This is a genomic window from Aestuariibius sp. HNIBRBA575 (genome assembly GCF_040932005.1).
Taxonomy (GTDB): domain Bacteria; phylum Pseudomonadota; class Alphaproteobacteria; order Rhodobacterales; family Rhodobacteraceae; genus CANLNM01.
In genome coordinates, this window is the sequence record NZ_CP162414.1 from 851112 (window position 1) to 871731 (window position 20620).

20 protein-coding genes are annotated in these 20620 nt (G+C 56.4%); 12 read left to right on the top strand and 8 right to left on the bottom strand.

Translation table 11 applies throughout. The annotated features are described in order from the left end of the window. Positions 1-60: 60 nt before the first annotated feature. Genes AB1F12_RS04405 through pth form a run of 3 tightly spaced genes read right to left on the bottom strand, consistent with a single transcriptional unit; the run spans position 61 to position 2200 of the window. Positions 61-453, bottom strand: a complete 393-nt coding sequence (locus AB1F12_RS04405) for a DUF2237 family protein (protein ID WP_368186863.1) — start codon at positions 451-453, stop codon at positions 61-63. 32 nt (positions 454-485) lie between these two features. After that, positions 486-1529, bottom strand: a complete 1044-nt coding sequence (locus AB1F12_RS04410) for a DUF2332 domain-containing protein (protein ID WP_368186864.1) — start codon at positions 1527-1529, stop codon at positions 486-488. Continuing rightward, complete coding sequence (gene pth / locus AB1F12_RS04415; RefSeq protein WP_368186866.1) at positions 1526-2200, bottom strand: aminoacyl-tRNA hydrolase; 675 nt, start codon at positions 2198-2200, stop codon at positions 1526-1528. The genes AB1F12_RS04410 and pth overlap by 4 nt, the downstream gene beginning before the upstream one ends. A gap of 52 nt (positions 2201-2252) precedes the next feature. Here pth and AB1F12_RS04420 point away from each other — a divergent pair, with 52 nt between their 5' ends. Continuing rightward, positions 2253-3095: an inositol monophosphatase gene (locus AB1F12_RS04420; protein ID WP_368186867.1), complete on the top strand. Its 843-nt coding sequence runs from the start codon at positions 2253-2255 to the stop codon at positions 3093-3095. A 48-nt stretch (positions 3096-3143) separates the two neighbouring features. Here the strand turns inward: AB1F12_RS04420 and AB1F12_RS04425 are convergent, their stop codons facing one another. Beyond that, a complete protein-coding gene (locus AB1F12_RS04425) occupies positions 3144-3779 on the bottom strand; it encodes a 50S ribosomal protein L25/general stress protein Ctc (protein ID WP_368186869.1) in 636 nt (211 codons plus the stop codon). A gap of 166 nt (positions 3780-3945) precedes the next feature. On the opposite strand from AB1F12_RS04425, the gene AB1F12_RS04430 reads away from it, so the two are divergent. Then, positions 3946-5073 (top strand): MFS transporter, encoded by a 1128-nt coding sequence (locus AB1F12_RS04430; RefSeq protein ID WP_368186870.1) that lies wholly within the window; start codon positions 3946-3948, stop codon positions 5071-5073. Here the strand turns inward: AB1F12_RS04430 and AB1F12_RS04435 are convergent. Both AB1F12_RS04435 and AB1F12_RS04440 read right to left on the bottom strand, forming a co-directional pair. Continuing rightward, entirely contained in the window at positions 5070-6236 is a 1167-nt protein-coding gene (locus tag AB1F12_RS04435; RefSeq protein WP_368186871.1) for an L-lactate dehydrogenase, read from the bottom strand. The two genes, AB1F12_RS04430 and AB1F12_RS04435, sit on opposite strands and share 4 nt — an antisense overlap. Positions 6237-6297: 61 nt before the next feature. Next, on the bottom strand, positions 6298-6759 hold the full coding sequence (locus AB1F12_RS04440; protein WP_368186872.1) for an Lrp/AsnC family transcriptional regulator: 462 nt from the start codon (positions 6757-6759) through the stop codon (positions 6298-6300). A 130-nt stretch (positions 6760-6889) separates the two neighbouring features. Here AB1F12_RS04440 and phhA point away from each other — a divergent pair, with 130 nt between their 5' ends. Beyond that, positions 6890-7681 (top strand): phenylalanine 4-monooxygenase, encoded by a 792-nt coding sequence (gene phhA / locus AB1F12_RS04445; protein WP_368186874.1) that lies wholly within the window; start codon positions 6890-6892, stop codon positions 7679-7681. A gap of 13 nt (positions 7682-7694) precedes the next feature. Here phhA and trpA read toward each other — a convergent pair whose 3' ends face one another. Continuing rightward, positions 7695-8486: a tryptophan synthase subunit alpha gene (gene trpA / locus AB1F12_RS04450; protein WP_368186875.1), complete on the bottom strand. Its 792-nt coding sequence runs from the start codon at positions 8484-8486 to the stop codon at positions 7695-7697. Positions 8487-8736: 250 nt separating this feature from the next. Between trpA and ychF the strand changes: the two genes are divergently transcribed. Next, on the top strand, positions 8737-9834 hold the full coding sequence (gene ychF / locus AB1F12_RS04455; RefSeq protein ID WP_368186877.1) for a redox-regulated ATPase YchF: 1098 nt from the start codon (positions 8737-8739) through the stop codon (positions 9832-9834). Positions 9835-9851: 17 nt separating this feature from the next. Here ychF and AB1F12_RS04460 read toward each other — a convergent pair whose 3' ends face one another. Further along, the gene (locus tag AB1F12_RS04460; RefSeq protein WP_368186879.1) at positions 9852-10847 is read right to left on the bottom strand and encodes a helix-turn-helix domain-containing protein; all 996 of its coding nucleotides are present in this window, start codon (positions 10845-10847) and stop codon (positions 9852-9854) included. Positions 10848-10964: 117 nt separating this feature from the next. On the opposite strand from AB1F12_RS04460, the gene AB1F12_RS04465 reads away from it, so the two are divergent. The 8 genes from AB1F12_RS04465 (at position 10965) to AB1F12_RS04500 (ending at position 20620) form a co-directional block, all read left to right on the top strand. Continuing rightward, on the top strand, positions 10965-11426 hold the full coding sequence (locus AB1F12_RS04465) for a (2Fe-2S)-binding protein (RefSeq protein ID WP_368186880.1): 462 nt from the start codon (positions 10965-10967) through the stop codon (positions 11424-11426). A 3-nt stretch (positions 11427-11429) separates the two neighbouring features. Next, complete coding sequence (locus tag AB1F12_RS04470; protein WP_368186881.1) at positions 11430-13670, top strand: molybdopterin cofactor-binding domain-containing protein; 2241 nt, start codon at positions 11430-11432, stop codon at positions 13668-13670. A gap of 11 nt (positions 13671-13681) precedes the next feature. Beyond that, entirely contained in the window at positions 13682-14278 is a 597-nt protein-coding gene (locus AB1F12_RS04475; RefSeq protein WP_368186883.1) for a hypothetical protein, read from the top strand. A 133-nt stretch (positions 14279-14411) separates the two neighbouring features. After that, positions 14412-14996: an ANTAR domain-containing response regulator gene (locus tag AB1F12_RS04480; protein WP_368186884.1), complete on the top strand. Its 585-nt coding sequence runs from the start codon at positions 14412-14414 to the stop codon at positions 14994-14996. Then, a complete protein-coding gene (locus tag AB1F12_RS04485) occupies positions 14993-16156 on the top strand; it encodes an ABC transporter substrate-binding protein (protein WP_368186886.1) in 1164 nt (387 codons plus the stop codon). The genes AB1F12_RS04480 and AB1F12_RS04485 overlap by 4 nt, the downstream gene beginning before the upstream one ends. A gap of 265 nt (positions 16157-16421) precedes the next feature. After that, complete coding sequence (locus AB1F12_RS04490) at positions 16422-17789, top strand: CmpA/NrtA family ABC transporter substrate-binding protein (RefSeq protein WP_368186888.1); 1368 nt, start codon at positions 16422-16424, stop codon at positions 17787-17789. Between the two features lie 51 nt (positions 17790-17840). Beyond that, positions 17841-18923, top strand: a complete 1083-nt coding sequence (locus tag AB1F12_RS04495; protein WP_368186890.1) for an ABC transporter permease — start codon at positions 17841-17843, stop codon at positions 18921-18923. Positions 18924-18928: 5 nt separating this feature from the next. Beyond that, positions 18929-20620 (top strand): ABC transporter ATP-binding protein, encoded by a 1692-nt coding sequence (locus AB1F12_RS04500; protein WP_368186891.1) that lies wholly within the window; start codon positions 18929-18931, stop codon positions 20618-20620.

Here is a 20620-nt window from a genome sequence, read left to right on the forward strand (position 1 = left end):
TGGAAAAATAGCTTAAATCGGGCAGCTTTTGGCTGCCCTTTTTTGTTTAGGAACCTCGGCTTATTCCGCCGGACCATCCGAAACGGGCAGGGCATGTTGCGCCAGAATATCCAATGAAACAATGTCCAATGCCCGTTCATGGGTGGCCGTCAGGGACACCAATGGCGCGCATCCTTCGTCATGGGCCTGCAAAAATCGCGCCGCACACAGACACCATTGATCGCCCGGCTTTAGCCCCGCAAAATGGAATTCGGGCCGGGGTGTGGACAGGTCATTGCCTACATATTTTGAATAGGCCAGAAATTCGGCTGTCATCACGGCGCAGACGGTGTGGTTGCCTTCGTCTTGGGCGCAGGTATCACAGGCCCCGTTGCGAAAATAGCCGGTCACCGGATTGGTGGAACAGGATGTCAGGGCTTTGCCCAAAACATTGGTTGATGCATCTTTTTCCATAGGACCAGCCAATCACAAAAAGACCCGCCAAATCAATGCTGTTGTGGATCCCAATGGATCCAACGCCCGTGGAAATCAACGCGCCCCAGATCAAATCGCAGATCACCGGGCCATAATCGCAGTGTCATCGCAGCCCCCGGCTTTTGCTCACCGGGTTTCTGATCATCTGGCTCCATGGCGAACCATGCCAACGGTGTTTCAGTGGTGGCTTTTGCCCCGGCTGCTTCGATCAGGTCGGTGCCGCGAGTTTGGGACGCTTTTGGGAAATATTGCCACGCGATGGTGGAATAAATCAGGTGCAAATGGCCCGTGCGCGGGGTCAGGCGCTGTTCAATCCAGTCAATCGCGTCCGCCCGATCCACGTGGCCCTCTGCCGCGTCAATCGCGGCTGCGGTCAGGGTCAGACGCTCTGGCTGGTCGGGCCACAGATAGGCCCGCAGCCGCAGGCTGTCTGCATGCGGATCAAGCGGGTTCAGGTCAACGCCGCGCCGTTCCACAACGTTGGGATGCGGGCCGGTTGGTGGCGTGCCGGTCCATTCAGGGCGCAGCACCATCACTGGTTTATCCGGTCCTAATTGGGCATCACCCGCGATCAACGTCGAGCGATCCCATGTCAGGTTCAACCCCGCACTGGCCCCCAATTCGGACAGCACAATCGGCAGATCATAGGTTTGGGTCAGGAAATGCCCCATCGCGATCAATGCGCATTGACGGCGCACTTCGTTGGTTTGGGGCGGTGAATTGATGAAATCATCGACAAAGCCCGCCTCTGATATCAACGTCTTTTCAATGGCTTGCCAAAGCTCATCGTCGCTGACGTGATGCGGCGGATAGACCTGTTCCAGCCCAGCACGACCCGACAGCCGCAGCGCATGAAGCGCACCACATAGACGCAACGGCACGCTTTCGGACTTTGGGGACAAATCCCCGGGCCAGTCAAACATCCGATCCGTCAGCGCCGTTCCGGGCTGTAACCGCTGCGCCAGAACATCGCAAAGCTGCCCCATAAATGGCGATCCCAAATCACGGCACGCCCCGGCCTGCCAGCGAAATGCCGCGCGCAAACGATCCGTCATTTGAACCGATCCGCCAGTTTTTGCATGGCTGTGCGGGTGTCTGGCTCGGCCTCTGGTTCGGGCGGATTTGGCTTTGGCTTGGGTTTGCTGGTTGAGGACCGCGCCGGGGCCACACGCCGGGCAATGGCGTTCAAAAACTGTGGTCCATCATCTGCCACCAGCGACCCCACCCCATCGCCAATGCCACGGATCACATCATCTAGCCAGTCCTGATCGGCCTTGGCAAAATCATGCAGCACATAGCCCGAAACCGCATCCTTGTGACCCGGATGGCCAATGCCCAGACGCACGCGGTCATAATGTGGACCGATATGTTGGTGCATCGAACGCAGCCCGTTATGCCCCGCATGCCCGCCACCGGATTTCAACCGCACCTTGCCGGGGGCCAAATCCAGTTCATCATGGAACACGGTCACATCAGTGCTGTCCAATTTGTAAAACCGCATCGCTTCGCCCACGGATTGACCCGAAAGGTTCATAAATGTCATAGGTTTCAGTAGGATAACGCGATCAGACCCAATACGGCCTTCGCTGACTTCGCCCTGAAATTTCGCTCGAAACGACGGAAATCCATGATCGCGCGCGATTTGGTCCACGGCCATAAAGCCGATATTGTGCCGGGTTTGCGCATATTTCGGGCCAGGATTGCCCAATCCAACAAAAAGTTTCATATCCGGTCTGTACCCTGTCTTTGGCCGCATTTCCAGAAGGGGCATGCGCCGAATGAAAGAGAGATTTGTGATGACATTGACCTGCCCATTAAACCGCGACGACAAAGATTGGTTGATTGCCCAAGTGCGCGAGGTTGCACAAACCGAAATCATGCCGCGGTTCCGCCATTTGTCTGTGGATCAGATCGCATCGAAATCTGCGCCCGATGATCTGGTGACCGAAGCCGATCTGCGATCCGAAGATTGCCTGACAGGACGGATTTCAGCGCGGTTTCCAGATGCATTGGTGATCGGAGAAGAGGCGGTCGCGGCCAATCCTGCTGTGTTGGCAGATTTGGCGGGGGCGGAGTTGGCCTTTGTTTTGGATCCGGTGGATGGGACGTGGAATTTTGCCCATGGTCTGGCGGTTTTTGGGGTGATTTTGGCGGTGACGCAGTTTGGCAAACCGGTTTTTGGTCTGCTTTATGATCCGGTATTGCAGGATTGGGTCGAAGCCAGCACCGGGCAGGGCGCGATGTTTCAGAACCGCGCGATCCCCCCATCAAAGGGCGCAACGCCGCCAACGGGATATATTCCGCTGTTTTTGTTCACCAAAGAACAGCAACACCAATTGGCTGCAACATTTCCGGAATTTCGCCGCGTGTTATCGCTGCGCTGTTCCTGTCATGAATACCGGATGCTGGCCCAAGGCCATGTTGATTTCTGCGTGTCGGCCAAATTGAACCCGTGGGACCATCTGGCTGGCGCTTTGGCCGTCCAAGAGGCCGGCGGTGTGGCACGGATGTTGGATGGTCGCGACTATGACGCCCATATCAGTGACGGCGTTTTGATCTGCGCGGTGGATGAACCAACTTGGGCCGATGTCGCGGCCCGGATCGCTTTTTTGCAATCTTAAAACGCAAAACGGCGCCCAAAGGCGCCGTTCGCATCGCATTTCTGCAATTTATTCTTCAGCAGCAGCTTCTTCTGCTTCGCCTTCGCCGTCATCTTCGTTGTCAGAAGAGCGCAGACCGGACGGAGCCTGAATGTTTGCGATCACAAAGTCACGGTCGATCGTTGGCTTTGCGCCGTCTGGCAATGTGACGTTGGAAATGGTGATGGTATCGCCAACTTCCAGACCGGTCAGGTCAACAACGATTTGCTCAGGAATCTCACCCGCCAGAACGTCCAGCTCAACTTCGGGACGAACAACCGTCAGAACGCCGCCCTTTTTGATGCCGGGTGCCGCAGATTCGTTGGTGAATTCGACGTGGATGAACAATTTCACCCGTGATGTGCGACGCAGGCGCATCAGGTCGATATGTGTTGGCAGGTCTTTGACAACATCACGCTGAACATTGCGGCAGATAACGCGAACGTCTTCTTGGCCTTCAATTTTCAGGTTGAACAATGTCGACATAAAACGGCCAGCACGCAATTTTTTCAACAGCATGTTGAAGTTCACGTTGATCGCCTGTGGCTCACCTTCGCCACCATAAACGATGCCGGGAACGTTGCCTGCGCGGCGTGCGGCGCGTGCTGCACCTTTGCCGGAATTTTCGCGGGCTTCTGCAATAAGATCTGGAATTTGACCAGCCATGGTATGTCCTTTCATCTCGCGCATCCCAATATCGGGACTCACTTTCAAATGAGGGCGCGCATTGCGCCCAGTGAAGCGGTGCCTATAGCGGTGATTTCCCCATTTGAAAAGGGGCAAACCCACTTTGGCGCTTGCTTTGGAAGGTTAAGTGTGAGTCTTATGGATTATGTCTATTCAAAGCGCTTTGAAGCTATCCCATCGCCCCGCCCGCGCCTTTACCATCATTGGTCTGTTCTGGGGCGCATTTGCCGCGCAGGTCCCCGTCATCAAAGACCAGCTGGGGGCCGGGGATGCGCTGTTTGGGCAGCTATTGTTGGGGTCGTCCATTGGGTTGGTGTCGGCCATGTGGCTGGCCCCCAGGGTCGATCAATGGCTGGGCGCGCGCGGCATGCAGATCGCGGCGGTGATGTTTGCGGTTTTCTGGATGTTTCCACCGCTGATCACCACGCCGCTGTTATTTGCGTTTGCGATCATGATGGTGGGCATGGCGTCGGGCGTGCTGGACGTGATCATGAATGCCCGCGTAAGTGAGCTTGAATCCCAGTCCGGGCGCACCTTGATGAATGCCAATCACGCGATGTTTTCCGTCGGATATGCGATTTCGGCCCTGTTAACGGGCGTCGCAAGAGAGGCTGGATTGCAGCCAATTTACGTGTTTGCAATCGTTGGGCTGGTGACCTTGGCACTGACACCGGGCCTGATCATGACCCCAGCAGAGGTCGACGACGCTGACGAAGGCGGCAATGCGTCCTGGTCGATTGTGTTGTTGTGCGGGGCGGTGACCCTGATCGCATTCATGTCCGAAGCCACGGTTGAAGCATGGTCGGCCCTGCATATCGAACGCACTTTGTTAGGGCGCGCCGCCGAAGGCGCGCTGGGTCCGGCCATGTTGGGCATCACCATGGCCATTGGGCGGTTTTCCGGACAGGCCGTATCGGAACGGTTTCGCGAAACCAGCGTGGTGATTGTCGCGGCCCTGATCGCGGCGGGCGGGGCGCTGATCGCCGCCGGGGCGACCTCCCCGATGATGGGCTATCTGGGCTTTGGCGTGCTGGGTCTGGGCGTGTCGGTCATTGGCCCCATTGGTCTGGCGATTGTCGGCAAACGTGTTTCGTCCAAGGACCGCACCAAGGCGATTTCCCGCGTCGCTGTGATCGGATTTTCGGGTTTCTTTATCGCGCCGACCTTGATGGGGTTTTCGTCTGAATATGTCGGGCTGCGCTGGTCCTATGTTGGGGTGGCAGGCGTGTTGCTGCTCGCCATCCCGTTTGCTGTGATCCTGCGGCGGCGCTAGGCCTGCCAGTCACCTTCGAAATCCTTTGGGATCAATAGGATATCTTTGCCTAGCGTGGTCACATCGCGGCGGCCGCATAGGGCCATCGTCGTGTCCAATTCCGTGCGAATGACATCCAGCGCCTTGGTCACGCCCGCTTCGCCCATCGCGCCAAGCCCATAGATAAACGCGCGTCCGATATAGGTGCCTGTGGCACCCATCGCCAAGGCCTTTAGCACGTCCTGACCGGACCGAATGCCACTGTCCAGATGGATTTCGATTTGTCCGCCAACAGCCGCAACAATCGACGGCAGCATTTTGATCGATGACAGACATCCGTCAATCTGACGACCGCCATGGTTGGACACGATGATGGCATCGGCGCCCACTTCGACGGCCTTTTTCGCGTCCTCGGCGTCCAAAATCCCCTTGAGGATGATTTTGCCGCCCCATTTTTCCTTCAACTTGGCAACTTTGTCCCAATCCAATTGCGGGTCAAATTGCCCTGCCGTCCAGGAATGTAGGGAATTCATGTTTTCCACGCTTTTGGCATGGCCCACGATGTTGCGAAATGTGCGGCGTTTGGTGCCCAACATGCCCAAACCCCAGCGCCATTTTGTCGACAGATCAAGCAGGGTCGACGGGGTCAATTTGGGCGGCGCAGTCAGGCCGTTTTTCAGATCCTTGTGACGCTGTCCTAGGATTTGCAAATCAAGGGTGATGACCAGCGCAGAACAACCGGCATTTTTTGCCCTTGCGATGATGTTGTCCACAAAGTCTTCGTCGCGCATCACATAGAGCTGAAACCAAAACGGCGCCTTGGTCTGTTCGCGCACATCTTCGATGGAACAGATCGACATGGTTGACAGGGTAAAGGGCACGCCAAACTTTTCCGCAGCGCGCGCGGCTTTGATTTCGCCATCTGCACATTGCATCCCGGTCAGGCCCACGGGGGCCAATGCGACGGGCATGGACACATCCTGACCAATCATTTTGCTGCGGGTGGTGCGGTTGGACATGTCCACCGCCACCCGTTGACGAAGGCGGATTTGATCGAAATCCGATGTATTTTCCCGGAACGTCTGTTCGGTCCAGCTGCCGCTTTCGGCGTAGTCGTAAAACATCTTAGGCGCACGACGTTTGTGCAGGCGTTTCAGGTCATCGATACAGGTAATCACAGGCATGGCAGGTGCTTTCGGATGAATTGGTAAGAGACCTTTACCAATTTATGCCATTAAAGGCAAGTCACACCGGCAATGCGGTGCTGGATTTGGTCTGACGCAACATAAAATGGGTATGCGACGACCGCACCAAACCCAGCCGCAGAATGCGTTTCAGCAGAAACGTTTCCAGAGATTCAGGGTCCTGCGCGACCACCTTGAGCATGTAATCATTGGATCCGGTGATCGATGCACATTCCACCACCTGCGGTTCGGTTTGTACAAAACGGTCAAACGCGCCGATTGTGTCTTCGGAATGGTCGATCAATTGCACCTGCACATAGGCCATGGCGTGCAACCCCAATTTCCGCCGGTCCAGCACCGCAACATAGCGATTGATCACGCCCAACTCTTCGAGTTTGCGAATGCGTCGCCAGCATGGGGAGGTCGACAAATTTGTTGCCTCTGCCAATTCCTGCAGGCTCATTTTTCCGTCATGCTGTAGCAATTCCAGAAGGCGGCGATCGGTGGCGTCTAAAGTGTCCAAGGCAAATCATTCCCAGTTTTGCCTCTAATGAAGCACATTTTGCCCCATAGGATCAATATTCAGCAAAAAGAGGGGGAATTTTTCGCGCAATTTCTGCAACGCTGATTGGACATAACAAAGAGAGAAATCCATGCCGAAATCCACAGATTACACCGCAAAAATCCCCGATGATCAGGGATATATCGCCTATACGTCCGACGAAGATTCCGTCTGGACAGATTTGGTGGCGGCGCAGTCTGAGGCGGTGCAAACCCATATGGCGCAGCCCTATTTGAAAGGGTTGAAATTGCTGGACCTTCCCACAAACCGCGTGCCGCAATGCCCTGACATATCAGCGAAACTGGCGGGGTTGACCGGCTGGTCCGTGGCGCCAGTTCCTGCGTTGATTGGATTCAAAACATTCTTTAACATGTTGGCAGAACAAACCTTTCCGGCGGCCAGTTTTATCCGGTCCCGCAAAGATTTCGACTATATCGAAGAGCCTGATATCTTTCATGAAATCTACGGTCACACACCATTGCTGACCGATGATCGGTTCGCGCGGTTTTCCCAAGCGATCGGGCAGGCCGGGCAAAACGCCACCAAAGATCAGTATTCTTGGTTGATCCGTCTTTATTGGTTCACCATCGAATTTGGTCTGACCCGCGAAAATGGTGAAATCAAAGCGTTGGGATCGGGGCTGGCATCGTCGCCCACCGAATTGCCCCATGCGGTTCTGGCCAAAGATGTGGTGCGTCGCCCATTTGACGTGTTGGACATCCTACGCACGCCCTACCGGATCGATATTCATCAACCGCTATATTACGTGATTGATAAACTGGATGATCTGTTCGAAGCGTTGGAGCGCGATCTGCTAGCGGATGTTCAAACCGCGCAATCCAAAGGGCTGTTCACCCCGCTTTACCCACCCAAAGCGGCCTAATCAGGGCAGGGCGTCAGGCGCGGTGCGCCCCGTCGGCTAGGGTTTTGACAAAGGCCAAAACCTGTTCCGGGCTGTCGCCATTGCCGATTTTTTCAACGATTGCGGACCCTACAACAGTGCCATCAGCGACGCCAGCAATCGCTTGGGCCGTGTCGGGTGTGCGCACGCCAAAGCCGACAATGATCGGCAGGTCTGTGGCGGATTTGATCCGGGCCACTTCTGGGGCGACGGCATCTGACTGGGCCTCGGCGGCGCCAGTGATGCCCGTGATCGACACGTAATACACAAAGCCGGATGTGTTTTGCAAAACGGCAGGCAGACGTTGGTCATCTGTGGTCGGGGTGGCCAAACGGATAAAGTTCAACCCCGCCTTTTGCGCCGGAATGCACAATTCGTCGTCTTCTTCGGGCGGCAGGTCGACCACAATCAGACCGTCAACACCGGCCTCTTTGGCATCGACCAAAAACGTATCCACGCCGCGATTGTAAATCGGGTTGTAATACCCCATCAGCACAACCGGCGTTGTGGTGTCGTCTTTGCGCAATTCGCGCACGATTTGCAGCGTTTTTTCAAGTGTTTGACCATCCGCCAGCGCGCGTTGCCCGGCCAGTTGGATCGTGGGGCCATCGGCCATTGGATCGGTAAATGGCAGGCCCAGTTCGATAATATCAACGCCGGCCCCGGGCAGACCTTTGATGATTTCAAGGGACGTATCATAGTCGGGATCGCCCGCCATCACATAGGCAACAAAGGCCTTTTTTCTTTGGGCCTGAAGGGCGGCAAATTTTGCGTCGATCCGGGACATTGGGTTTCCTCGATTAAGTTACGCTTGGTTTGGCGAATTCAACCCGGAAAATCAATGCCCCGCAGAAAGGAAACCCATAGGAAAAGCATCGATTCCGCCACAGCCCGACCCCGTTGGGAAAAGAGGGCCACCCCAATCGGCATTTGCCTGCCCTGCAAAGTTGAAACCGCACCTTTCTAGCATGACCTGCATTGCAGTGGTGAATACATCCGCATAAAAGGCGGCAAACCATATTACAAAGGGTCGGATCATGGGTTTCAAAATGGGGATTGTTGGGTTGCCGAATGTTGGCAAATCCACGTTGTTCAACGCGTTGACCAAAACCGCCGCTGCGCAGGCTGCGAACTTTCCGTTTTGCACGATCGAACCCAATGTGGGCGAAGTGGGCGTGCCTGATGCGCGTCTGGATAAACTGGCTGCGATTGCCAAATCCGCCAACATCATCCCGACCCGCATGACATTTGTCGACATTGCCGGTCTGGTCAAAGGCGCGTCCCAAGGCGAAGGTCTGGGCAACCAGTTTCTGGCCAATATTCGCGAAGTGGACGCCATTGCCCATGTGCTGCGCTGTTTCGAAGACGGCGACGTGACCCATGTGGATGGCCGCGTCGATCCGGTGGCCGATGCGCAGACCATCGAAACTGAATTGATGCTGTCCGACATGGAAAGCATCGAAAAACGCCTGCAAAACATCGTGCGCAAGGTGCGCGGTGGCGACAAAGAAGCCGTGCAACAGGAACGGTTGATGCGCGCCGCGATGGCCGCGCTTGAGGATGGCAAACCCGCCCGTGTGGTGGAGGTCGACGAAGACGACCTGAAAGCGTGGAAAATGCTGCAATTGCTAACCACCAAGCCGGTTCTTTATGTCTGCAACGTGGGCGAAGATGAATCGGCAACCGGCAATGATCATTCGGCCAAGGTTGCCGAAATGGCCGCCGCCGAAGGCAATGCCCATGTGATCATTTCGGCCCAGATCGAAGAAGAAATCAGCCAGCTAGAGCCAGATGAGGCGGACATGTTCCTGTCGGAAATGGGGCTGGACGAAGCGGGCCTGGATCGGTTGATCCGCGCCGGTTACGAATTGCTGCACCTGCAGACCTATTTCACCGTCGGCCCCAAAGAGGCCCGCGCCTGGACCATCAAAGAAGGCACGCTTGCCCCGCAGGCCGCGGGCGTGATCCACGGAGATTTCGAAAAAGGGTTTATTCGCGCAGAAACCATCGCCTATGCGGATTTTGTCGAATTGGGCGGTGAAGCCCCGGCCAAAGAAGCCGGTAAAATGCGCGCCGAAGGCAAAGCCTACGAAGTCAAAGACGGCGACGTTCTGCATTTCTTGTTCAACAACTAAGTATTTGTTTTCAGGCCCTAATGCAGCGCGTCTTGGCGGGCCTGCATTGGGGTTTTTCCGGTCCAATTCTGAAACGCACGGTAAAACGAATTCGGATCGCGATAGGCCAGAAGATAGGAAATATCTTCGACGCTCATGTCCGGGCGGGCCAGATAATGTAGCGACAATTTGGATCGCGTGTGGTCCAAAATCGCCTGAAATGACGTGTTTTCCTGTTTCAAATGACGTTGCAAACTGCGCCGACTGATATGCAACCGCCCACATACCGCATCGATCGAAGAATGCCCCGCGGGCAACAAATCCATCAACGCGGATTGCACCCGTATGGTTATGGGCGTTTCGGATTTACGCGCATCCATTTGTTGTTTTAACCCGTCCTCGAATCCGGCCCAAAGCGCGGCATTTTCGGAAAATAACGGACGATGCGCATCGTTTAGCGACAGGGTTAAACTGGGGTAAAGCGCGGTTCCCGAAGCTACGCCAAAATAGCGATCCAACCGGGCGCGGCCCGCCACATCGCTGGGCAAATTGACGGCCAATGGCACCACATGTGACATCGTATGATTGCGGATCAATTCGGTAAAAAACACCATTTCAAACGCTGCCAAACGGGGCGGCATCGGATGTTCCAAATCCGCTGACCGAGTTGTGATCACAACCGAATCCGACAGGCGTTCCAAACCCAGATCACAGGGCGCAACCAAGGGTTTGAACAGGGATAACCGCTTGATCCCTTCTTCGGTGTTGGGACTGCAAGAAAAGGCAAACATCGCCGCATTTGTCGGCCCTTTGGCAAAGGCACGCCCCAGCTTGATCGGCAAATCTTGGGCCTCGGCTTCTTGGTCCATGGCATTGAAAAGGCTGAAAAACTGCGCGGCGGTTACGCCTTTGCCTTCGTTGTGAACAAGGTCGCGGGGCAACCCGGCACGCTGCAATACTCGTTCTGGTGAAATGTCCAAAATACGGCTGATCAGAATGAGGTTTTGAACCACAGGATAACGGTCTTTTTGCATTTTGGCCTCACATAGGTGACGTGGCGCAACCTGATAGTGTTTTGGCGCGATCTGCAAGTCGCTACGCAAAAATGACCACTATATCTATGGTCAGAACCCCACAACGGAGCGGCCAAAATGCATTTGCAGGTGAACGGAACCGATCATCAGATCGACGTAGAAGACGACATGCCATTGCTGTGGGTTTTGCGGGATGAATTGGGCATCACCGGCCCGAAATTTGGCTGCGGAATTGCGCTATGCGGCGCATGTACCGTGCATCTGGATGGGCAGGCGGTGCGATCCTGTCAGGTCACGGCTGCGGATGCGGTCGGTGCAGAAATCACCACAATCGAAGGGTTGGGAACCCCAAACGCCCTGCATGTGGTGCAGAAGGCCTGGATCGATCATCAGGTCGCGCAATGTGGATATTGCCAATCTGGTCAGATCATGGCCGCCGCCGCGTTTCTGGACTTTAACCCCAACCCCGACGACGCGGCGATCGACCGCGCCATGTCTGCCAATCTGTGCCGCTGTGGCACCTATCCGCGTATCCGCGCTGCGGTTAAATCCGCCGCCGCCAGCTTGAACGGGGTCTAAGCCATGAGCCGAGTTGGAAAAATAGCCCGCCGCACGTTCATGATCGGGTCCGCAGCGATCGTCGGCGGTGTGGCCTTTGGCGCCTATATGTACAGACGCGACGTGGCCAATCCGTTGCTGGACGGGCTGAACCAAGGCGAGGCGGCGTTGACCCCTTATGTAAAAATCGACGCGGATGGGGTGACATTGATCACACCGCGCGCCGACAAAGGGCAGGGCGTTTATCACGTGCAGGCCGCGTTGATCGCCGAAGAATTGGATGTGGATCTGAACCAGATTAAGGTCGACCCCGGCCCGCCATCCCCGGCCTATTGGAACACCGCCCTCTCCGAAGAGGCCGCGGCCTTTGCCGTGCCGGGCGGGGGCGTGGGGCAGCAAATCGCCCATGGAACCATTGATGCCATCATGAAATTTATGGGCATGCAGATCACCGGCGGCTCGACCACTGTACCGGATGGATTTGTGAAACTGCGCCAAGCCGGGGCCAGCGCGCGTGAAACATTGAAGCAGGCGGCGTCAGACAAAACCGGGATCAATCGCGCGTCTTTGAAAACAGAAAACGGCGCTGTTATTTTGCCGGATGGGACGGCGTTATCTTATGTTGAACTGGCGCCAATCGCGGCTGAAATTACGCCCATTCAGGACGTCACCCTGCGGGACCCGTCGCAATGGCGATATGTGGGCAAACCGATGCAGCGTATTGATATCGTTGCTAAATCAACGGGAACGCAGGCCTATGGGATCGACTATCATGTGGATGGGATGGTCCATGCTGCGATTGTGTTAAATCCGGCTCAAGCCGGGGACATGATCGGGTTTGATGCCAGTGCAGCATTGAACATGCGCGGCGTGCAGGCCGTGGTGCCTGTGACCGGTGGTTTTGGCGTGGTGGCCGACAATACTTGGCGGGCCTTTCAGGCCGCGCAGGCGGTGCAGGCCAATTGGGGCCGCGCGCCGTTTCCCGATCACATGGACGATCACTGGCAGGCCTTGGCAGATGCGTTCACCCCGGACCATCAGGACAGCCGGATGTTGGATGATGGCGACGTATCGACCGCGTTGCAAGGTGACGACATTATCACATCCGAACTGCGCGCGCCCTATGTTCCGCACGCGCCACTGGAACCGATTAACGCCATTGTTCGCGTGAACGCACAATCCGTTGACGTGTGGACCGGCACCCAAATCCCGCGAATGATCCAAACCAATTTGGCCAAAATCACCGGCATGGATGCGGATCAGATCAACGTGCATGTTCAGATGATGGGCGGGTCTTTTGGTCATCGGCTTGAGGACGAAGTGGTCAAGCAAGCCGCTGAAATCGCGATGCAAATGCCCGGTATTCCGGTCAAGCTGACCTATTCGCGTGAACAGGATATGATGCATGAATTCCCCCGCCAAATCGCCATGGCCCGGATGCAAGGCCGCGTCAAAGACGGCCGTGTCGACAGCTTTGATCTGGGCATTTCGATGCCATCGGTCATTGTCAGCCAGATGGGGCGGCAGGGGCTGAACATTCCGGGGCCAGACAGCCAGATTGTGGCGGGCGCATGGGACCAACCCTTTGATATTCCGAACCAACGGGTCACTGGATACCGCGCGCCGGAATTAGCGCCGATCAGTTCACTGCGGTCTGTCGGGGCGTCCAGCAACGGGTTTTTCTACAATGCCGCGCTGGATGAATTGATCCATGCGGCAGGGGCTGATCCGTTGGCCGAACGGTTGCGCCTGTGCAATGACGATCTGGCCCGCAAGGTGCTGGAAACCGTCGGCGACATGTCCAACTGGCAGGGTCCATTGGGCGACAGCAAAGGCCGCGGCGTGGCGTTGACCTATAGCTTTGGGGTGCATTGCGCCGAGGTGATCGAAGTGTCCAACACCCCCGCCGGGATCAAAATCGACAAGGTCTGGGTCGCCGCCGAAGTGGGGACCGTGGTTGATCCAGTGAACTTTGAAAACTTGGTGCAGGGCGGGGTGATCTACGCGCTTGGCATGGCGATGAATTGTGAAATGACCTATCGCGACGGGATCGCGGATCAGGACAATTATCACCTCAACGAAGGGATGCGCCTGTACCAAGCCCCAGAAATCGAAGTGCGGGGATTGGAAAACGGCGATCAGGTGCGCGGCATCGGTGAACCGCCGGTTCCACCCGCGGCGGCGGCGTTGGCAGGGGCGATTTTTGCTGCCACCGGCACCCGGCTGCGTGAAATGCCATTCAACAAATTTGTGGATTTCGTGTGATGGGCAAGTGTTTGAAATTTATCCTTTTACCTGCGGCTTTGGTGGCAGGCGCAGCTATGGGCGACACCCAAATTAACCCACCTGCAGCGGGCTCGGTCAGCGTGGTACAGGGGTTGCAGGCCTGGGATCGCATCTATGATGTGGCGTCCCATCCAAGGTGTTCCAATTGTCATGTAGGCGCTGAAAACGTGCCCATGTGGTCCGGTCCCAGCTACGGTGAAACCCGCCCGCACGGGATGAACATCAATGCCGGAGAAAGCCGGATCGGCGTCGAATACGTGCTTTGTTCGACTTGCCACACCACATCGACGCGGGGCAATGAAACGCCCCATGAACCACCCCGCGTGGACGCCACATGGATGCTGGCCCCGGTTGCGGCAGAATGGTTCGGGAAATCCTCAACAGAGGTGTGCCACCAGCTGCGCGATCCGGACCGCAATGGGGGGCGTGATTACCTGGAATTGGCACAACATCTGGATCACGACGTGATTTTGCACTGGGCCTGGAACCCCGGAGGCGGACGTGAACCCGCGCCTTATTCATTGCAGGAACATGTGGATGATGTGCTGGCTTGGGGTGTGGCTGGGATGCCTTGCCCGGGGGATTAGGCGCCAGACGCAGTTTGCGCAATTTTTGGGTATCTTGTTGGGGGATGCCCATAATTTAAGCGTCATCCAAGTCTGGACCGGATAGTTTGCACCGGGTTCTGTTCAATATTAGGGCGCTGTGCTGCAATGCAGCATGAGCCAGAAACTGTCGATCATTGTTGTCGAAAAGGATCGTGATCGCGCGTTGCGGATCGTGGATTCGCTGGCCGAAACCGGTTCTCATGACATTCAGGTCATCGCCGAAGAAACCAGCCTCGCGCGGCGCATATCCACCCAGAATCCTGACGTGGTGCTGATCGATATTGCCAATCCGTCGCGCGACACACTCGAAGAATTGGCGCTGGCATCGGCCCCTATGGACCGACCCGTGGCGATGTTTGTGGATCGCAGCGATGACGGTTTGACCAAGGCCGCGATCGAGGCCGGCGTGTCTGCCTATGTGGTCGATGGTCTGCAGCCAGAACGATTGAAACCCATTTTGGACGCGGCCATTGCCCGGTTTCACATGTTCCAGCGGATGCGTACCGAATTGGCCGAAACCAAACGCGCACTTGAGGAACGCAAAGTCATCGATCGCGCCAAAGGCCTGCTGATGAAGGCGCGCAATATCGACGAAGACGCTGCCTATGCCTTGATGCGCAAGGCTGCGATGGATCAGGGGCGCAAGGTGGCCGATGTGGCGCAGGCGCTGGTCACCGCAGCGGAGCTGTTGTCATGAACGAAGCCGTTTTACGTATCGCAATCATGCCGCTGGTCGACGCCGCACCGCTGATTGTCGCCCAAGATATGGGGTTTGCCGCCGAAGAAGGATTGGCGCTGGATCTGGTGCAGGCCCCGTCTTGGTCGGCGTTGCGCGACATGGTCAGCTATGGTCGGGTCGAGGCCGCGCATATGTTGTCACCCGTACCGATCGCCAATGCGTTGGGGCTGGGCGGGGGCGCTGCTGCCATGTCGGCCGTGTCGGTTATGTCGGTCAATGGCAATGTGATCGGGGTGAGCCGCCGCATTGCCGATCTGCTGCGCGCCAAAGGCTATGCCTTTGATTTCAAAGATGCGAATGCGGCTGGGCGGGCGTTGATCGGGGCCGGAAAACTGCGCATTGGCGTGCCGTTCCCATTTTCGATGCATGCCGAGCTGCTGTATTATTGGCTGTCAAAACTGGGGCTGAACATGCCCGATGGGATCGACGTGCGCACCGTGCCGCCACCGTTGATGGCGCAGGCGATTTCAGCCGGTGAAATCGACGCGTTTTGCGTGGGCGAACCCTGGGGGTCGATTGCGGTTGAAAACAACGTCGGTGAATTGCTGTTGCCCGGATCCGCGATCTGGTCCTTTGCCCCCGAAAAGGTGCTGGCGACACGCGACGACTGGGCCGCCAACGAACCCGAATTGGTCGCGCGATTGATCCGCGCCGTTTGGCGGGCCGGGCGGTGGCTTGGGGAAACATCGTCGCGCATCACTGCTGCGGAATTGCTGTCAAAGCCCGAACGCCTGAATATCTCGGCTGAAATCATTGACCGGTCTTTGAACAATCGGCTGGTGGTTTCCAGCCGCGGCGATGAACGGCGCACCGAACGTTTTGTGGAATTTCACGCAGGGGCCGCCAGTTTTCCATGGCGTTCTCAGGCGGCGTGGATTGGGGCGCAATTGGCGTCTCGGCACGGATTGGACCCGGTGAACAGCATCCACATCGCCAAATCGGTGTTTCGCCCGGATTTGCATCGCGCCGCTTTGCGCGGGACAGGGGCGGATTTGCCCGGCGCCAACGAAAAACTAGAAGGCGCAGTGGACAACCCGATGCCTGTGGCCGGGGAATCAGGCAAACTGTTTTTGCAGACCAACCAATTCTTTGATGGCTGCATTTTTGATCCGACCTAGGGGTTCTGCGTAATTTTTGTGCATTTGCAGCGGGCGTAGTTGCTGCGTTGCAGAAATCCCCTCACGTGCCTTGAACCTGACCTATGTAAATGTCCCATTAACATTATCAGGCAGCAACGGGGTTGTCTGAAGTGAACACTCCCAAATTTTGGGTGAACCGAGCAAAGCCGCTCGACCTTCTGCTTCTTAGGGCAGTTGAGTCGTCGGCTTTTTTGCATTTCTGCCCGATCCCCCTCCCGGATTGGGCCTGACACGGGGAATATACATGACACGACTTTCCGCCATTCTGGCCGCCACAACCCTGCTGGCCACACCCGCCTTTGCCGACATGTTAGAGCTGGAAACAGATGAGCTGACCTTTGGGTTCATCAAACTGACCGATATGGCACCGCTGGCCGTGGCCTATGAACAGGGCTATTTCTTTGACGAAGGCCTGTTTGTCACGCTGGAGGCACAAGCCAACTGGAAAGTGCTTCTGGACGGCGTGATCGACGGCCAATTGGCTGGGGCGCATATGCTGGCCGGTCAACCCCTGGCCGCCACAATCGGCTATGGCACAGAAGCCCACATCATCACCCCGTTTTCCATGGATTTGAACGGTAACGGCATCACCGTTTCCAACGAAGTCTGGGACATGATGAAACCGCATATCCCCACTATGGATGATGGCCGCCCGCAGCACCCCATTTCTGCCGAAGCGTTGGTGCCGGTGATTGATCAATTCGCCGAAGAGGGCAAACCGTTCAACATGGGCATGGTGTTCCCTGTCTCCACCCACAATTACGAACTGCGCTATTGGTTGGCGGCTGGCGGGATCGAGCCGGGCTATTATTCGGCTGACAACATCACCGGCCAAATCGCCGCTGACGTGTTCCTGTCGGTGACGCCTCCGCCGCAAATGCCATCCACACTAGAGGCCGGCACCATCAATGGCTATTGCGTTGGCGAGCCATGGAACCAACAGGCCGTGGCCAAAGGCATCGGTGTGCCTGTGATCACCGATTACGAATTGTGGCGCAACAACCCGGAAAAAGTGTTCGGCATCTCGGCTGAATTTGCCGAAGAAAATCCAAACACCACTTTGGCCATCACCAAAGCGCTGATCCGCGCCGCCATCTGGTTGGATGAAAACGACAATGCCAACCGCGAAGAGGCCGTCGAAATCCTAAGCCGCCCGGAATATGTGGGGGCAGATGCGGATGTGATCGCCGCCAGCATGACCGGAACGTTTGAATACGAACCCGGCGACGTGCGCGAAGTGCCTGATTTCAACGTGTTCTTTCGGTATAATGCGACCTATCCTTATTATTCCGATGCGGTCTGGTATCTGACACAGATGCGCCGTTGGGGCCAAATCACCGAAGCGCAGCCAGACAGCTGGTATGACGAAGTGGCCCGGTCCGTCTACAAACCCGAAATCTATCTAGAAGCCGCGCGTATGCTGGTCGACGAAGGTCTGGCCAATGAGGCAGATTTCCCATGGGATACAGACGGTTACAAGGCACCAACCCCACCAGAGGATGTGATCGACGGTATCGCCTATGACGGGCGCACACCAAACGCATATCTCGACAGTTTGCCGATCGGGCTCAAGGGCGACCAGATCGTCGTTGGCAACGAAATCCAAGGCTAAAACTTCGCCGCCCCACTGGTTGGGGCGGCCCCCATTCCCCGGAGAAACCCGATGACAATTGCCGATCCAAATTTTGACGCAGACGCCGCCAAAGAAGCCCGCCGCGCCCGTCTGTTCACCCGTATCAACAAAGCCGACAAATGGTTTCAGGTGCTGGGCTTGGCTTGGCTGACACCGATGATCAAGGCCGCCGCTGGCGACAATCCCAAAGGCCAGTTGAAAGACATCTGGCGTCTGTTGGGCGTGCCGTTGCTGGCGATTACGGTGTTTTTGATGCTGTGGGCCACATTGGCCCCACGGGTTCAGACATCATTGGGCGCTATTCCGGGACCGGCTGCGGTGTGGACCGAAGCCGTCAACCTGCACCATGACGCGGTCGAAAAGGCCGAAAAAGAAGCGCAATTTCAGGAACGTGTGGACCAGCGCAACCAACGTTTGATCGATGCGGGACGCGCGGATGAGGTCAAACAGATGACCTTTACCGGGGCGCCGTCCTATTACAACCAAATCTGGACCTCGATCCAGACTGTGTTCTTTGGGTTCCTGATCGCATCCGCCATCGCGATCCCAACCGGCATTCTGGCGGGCCTGTCCCCGTCAGCAAACGCGGCGATCAACCCAATTGTGCAAATCTTTAAACCGGTTTCGCCGCTGGCTTGGTTGCCGATTGTCACCATGGTTGTGTCGGCGGTTTATGCGACCAATGACGGGCTTTTTGCCAAATCGTTCCTCGTGTCGGCGATCACCGTGACCCTGTGTTCGCTCTGGCCGACCCTGATCAACACGGCCCTTGGCGTGGCGTCGATCGACAAAGATCTGGTCAGCGTGTCGCGCGTGTTGAAAATGAACACTTGGACCAAAATCACCAAGCTGGTTTTGCCCTCTGCCCTGCCGTTGATCTTTACTGGGTTGCGCCTGTCATTGGGTGTGGGCTGGATGGTTTTGATCGCCGCAGAAATGCTGGCGCAGAACCCCGGACTTGGTAAATTTGTCTGGGACGAATTCCAAAATGGGTCGTCCAGTTCGCTGGCAAAAATCATGGTCGCCGTGTTCACCATCGGGATCATCGGGTTCCTGCTGGACCGTGTGATGTTTGCGCTGCAATCCCTGTTCACATTTTCAAATAACCGGTGATCAATATGGAAAATCTGGTTTTCACAAATGTAAACAAAGGGTTCGGCGAAGGTTTGGACCGCGTCGAAATCCTCAAAGACATCAACCTAGAGGTCAAAGAAGGCGAATTTCTAGCGATCCTCGGCTTTTCCGGGACCGGTAAATCAACGTTGATGAATTTGGTTGCCGGGCTGGAAAAACCCGATAGCGGGACGGTCAAATTCAAAGGCAAAGCCATCGACGGGCCGGGGCCCGAACGGGGGCTGGTGTTCCAGTCCTATTCACTGATGCCTTGGTTGACGGTGCTTGGAAATGTGATGCTGGCCATCGATGCGGCCCATCCCAAATTGTCCAAATCCGACAAACAGACCAAGGCCGAACATTACATCAACATGGTGGGGCTGGGTCATGCCACCCATCGTCGTCCGGCGGAATTGTCGGGGGGGATGCGGCAACGGGTTTCGGTGGCGCGCGCCTTGGCGTTGGATCCGGAAATGTTGCTGTTGGACGAACCTTTGTCGGCGCTGGATGCGTTGACCCGTGCCAATCTGGCGGATGAAATTCTGGACATCTGGGAACAGGACAAAAAGACCTGCATTCTGATCACAAATGACGTCGACGAAGCGATTTTGCTGGCCGACCGGGTGATTGTCTTGAACCCGGATGGCACGCTGGCCGATCCGTTTGAAATCGACATTCCCCGCCCACGGGATCGTGGGGATATGAACACAGATCCGGACTTTAAAAAACTGCGGGTCACCATCACCAAATACCTGATGGAGGTCGGGATCGACGCCAAAGTCGAAGGCAGCCGCGAATTGCCGGATGTGACGCCGATCCACGCCGTACCCGCCGCCGTGGCAGATGCGCAAAAGGGCATGATCAACGAACGGTTCCTGGACTTTTCCCAATTGCACAAGGTCTATCCAACCCCCAAAGGTCCCCTGACCGTGGTTGAGGATTTTAACCTAAAGGTAAATCGCGGCGAATTTATTTCGCTGATCGGCCATTCCGGCTGCGGCAAATCCACGGTGCTGACCATGGCCGCTGGGTTGAACGACATTTCCAAAGGCGCAATCAAACTGGATGGTCGCCACGTCGAAGGGGCGGACCCGGAACGCGCGGTTGTGTTCCAATCCCCCAACTTGTTCCCATGGTTGACGGCCAAGGAAAACGTCGCGATTGGCGTGGACAAAGTATACCCCAAAGCGTCCCAAGCCGAACGTCAGGACGTGGTGGAATATTATCTGGAACGGGTCGGTTTGGCCGATGCGATGGACCGGGGCGCTGCGTCAATGTCCAACGGGATGAAACAGCGGGTCGGCATTGCACGCGCCTTTGCGTTGTCGCCAAAATTGCTGTTGCTGGACGAACCGTTTGGGATGCTCGACAGCCTGACGCGCTGGGAATTGCAAGAGGTGCTGATGGAGGTGTGGTCGCGCACCAAAGTGACCGCAATCTGCGTCACACATGATGTGGACGAAGCGATTTTGCTGGCGGACCGCGTGGTGATGATGACCAACGGACCACAGGCGACCATCGGTAAAATCACCGATGTGAAACTGCCCCGCCCCCGTAGTCGTAAGGCGCTGTTGGAACATCCGGATTACTACACATATCGCCAAGAGGTGCTTGATTTCCTTGAGGAATATGAACACGGCACCACCCCGAAAACACAGCCAAAGCCCAAACCCACCAAAGCAATCGCGGCGGAGTAA

What these genes read in the sequence shown, in the direction of transcription:
- AB1F12_RS04405 (WP_368186863.1), bottom strand. Translation starts at nt 453, where the DNA reads ATGGAAAAAGATGCATCAACCAATGTTTTGGGCAAAGCCCTGACATCC.
- AB1F12_RS04410 (WP_368186864.1), bottom strand. Translation starts at nt 1,529, where the DNA reads ATGACGGATCGTTTGCGCGCGGCATTTCGCTGGCAGGCCGGGGCGTGC.
- pth (WP_368186866.1), bottom strand. Translation starts at nt 2,200, where the DNA reads ATGAAACTTTTTGTTGGATTGGGCAATCCTGGCCCGAAATATGCGCAA.
- AB1F12_RS04420 (WP_368186867.1), top strand. Translation starts at nt 2,253, where the DNA reads ATGAAAGAGAGATTTGTGATGACATTGACCTGCCCATTAAACCGCGAC.
- AB1F12_RS04425 (WP_368186869.1), bottom strand. Translation starts at nt 3,779, where the DNA reads ATGGCTGGTCAAATTCCAGATCTTATTGCAGAAGCCCGCGAAAATTCC.
- AB1F12_RS04430 (WP_368186870.1), top strand. Translation starts at nt 3,946, where the DNA reads ATGTCTATTCAAAGCGCTTTGAAGCTATCCCATCGCCCCGCCCGCGCC.
- AB1F12_RS04435 (WP_368186871.1), bottom strand. Translation starts at nt 6,236, where the DNA reads ATGCCTGTGATTACCTGTATCGATGACCTGAAACGCCTGCACAAACGT.
- phhA (WP_368186874.1), top strand. Translation starts at nt 6,890, where the DNA reads ATGCCGAAATCCACAGATTACACCGCAAAAATCCCCGATGATCAGGGA.
- trpA (WP_368186875.1), bottom strand. Translation starts at nt 8,486, where the DNA reads ATGTCCCGGATCGACGCAAAATTTGCCGCCCTTCAGGCCCAAAGAAAA.
- ychF (WP_368186877.1), top strand. Translation starts at nt 8,737, where the DNA reads ATGGGTTTCAAAATGGGGATTGTTGGGTTGCCGAATGTTGGCAAATCC.
- AB1F12_RS04460 (WP_368186879.1), bottom strand. Translation starts at nt 10,847, where the DNA reads ATGCAAAAAGACCGTTATCCTGTGGTTCAAAACCTCATTCTGATCAGC.
- AB1F12_RS04465 (WP_368186880.1), top strand. Translation starts at nt 10,965, where the DNA reads ATGCATTTGCAGGTGAACGGAACCGATCATCAGATCGACGTAGAAGAC.
- AB1F12_RS04470 (WP_368186881.1), top strand. Translation starts at nt 11,430, where the DNA reads ATGAGCCGAGTTGGAAAAATAGCCCGCCGCACGTTCATGATCGGGTCC.
- AB1F12_RS04480 (WP_368186884.1), top strand. Translation starts at nt 14,412, where the DNA reads ATGAGCCAGAAACTGTCGATCATTGTTGTCGAAAAGGATCGTGATCGC.
- AB1F12_RS04485 (WP_368186886.1), top strand. Translation starts at nt 14,993, where the DNA reads ATGAACGAAGCCGTTTTACGTATCGCAATCATGCCGCTGGTCGACGCC.
- AB1F12_RS04490 (WP_368186888.1), top strand. Translation starts at nt 16,422, where the DNA reads ATGACACGACTTTCCGCCATTCTGGCCGCCACAACCCTGCTGGCCACA.
- AB1F12_RS04495 (WP_368186890.1), top strand. Translation starts at nt 17,841, where the DNA reads ATGACAATTGCCGATCCAAATTTTGACGCAGACGCCGCCAAAGAAGCC.
- AB1F12_RS04500 (WP_368186891.1), top strand. Translation starts at nt 18,929, where the DNA reads ATGGAAAATCTGGTTTTCACAAATGTAAACAAAGGGTTCGGCGAAGGT.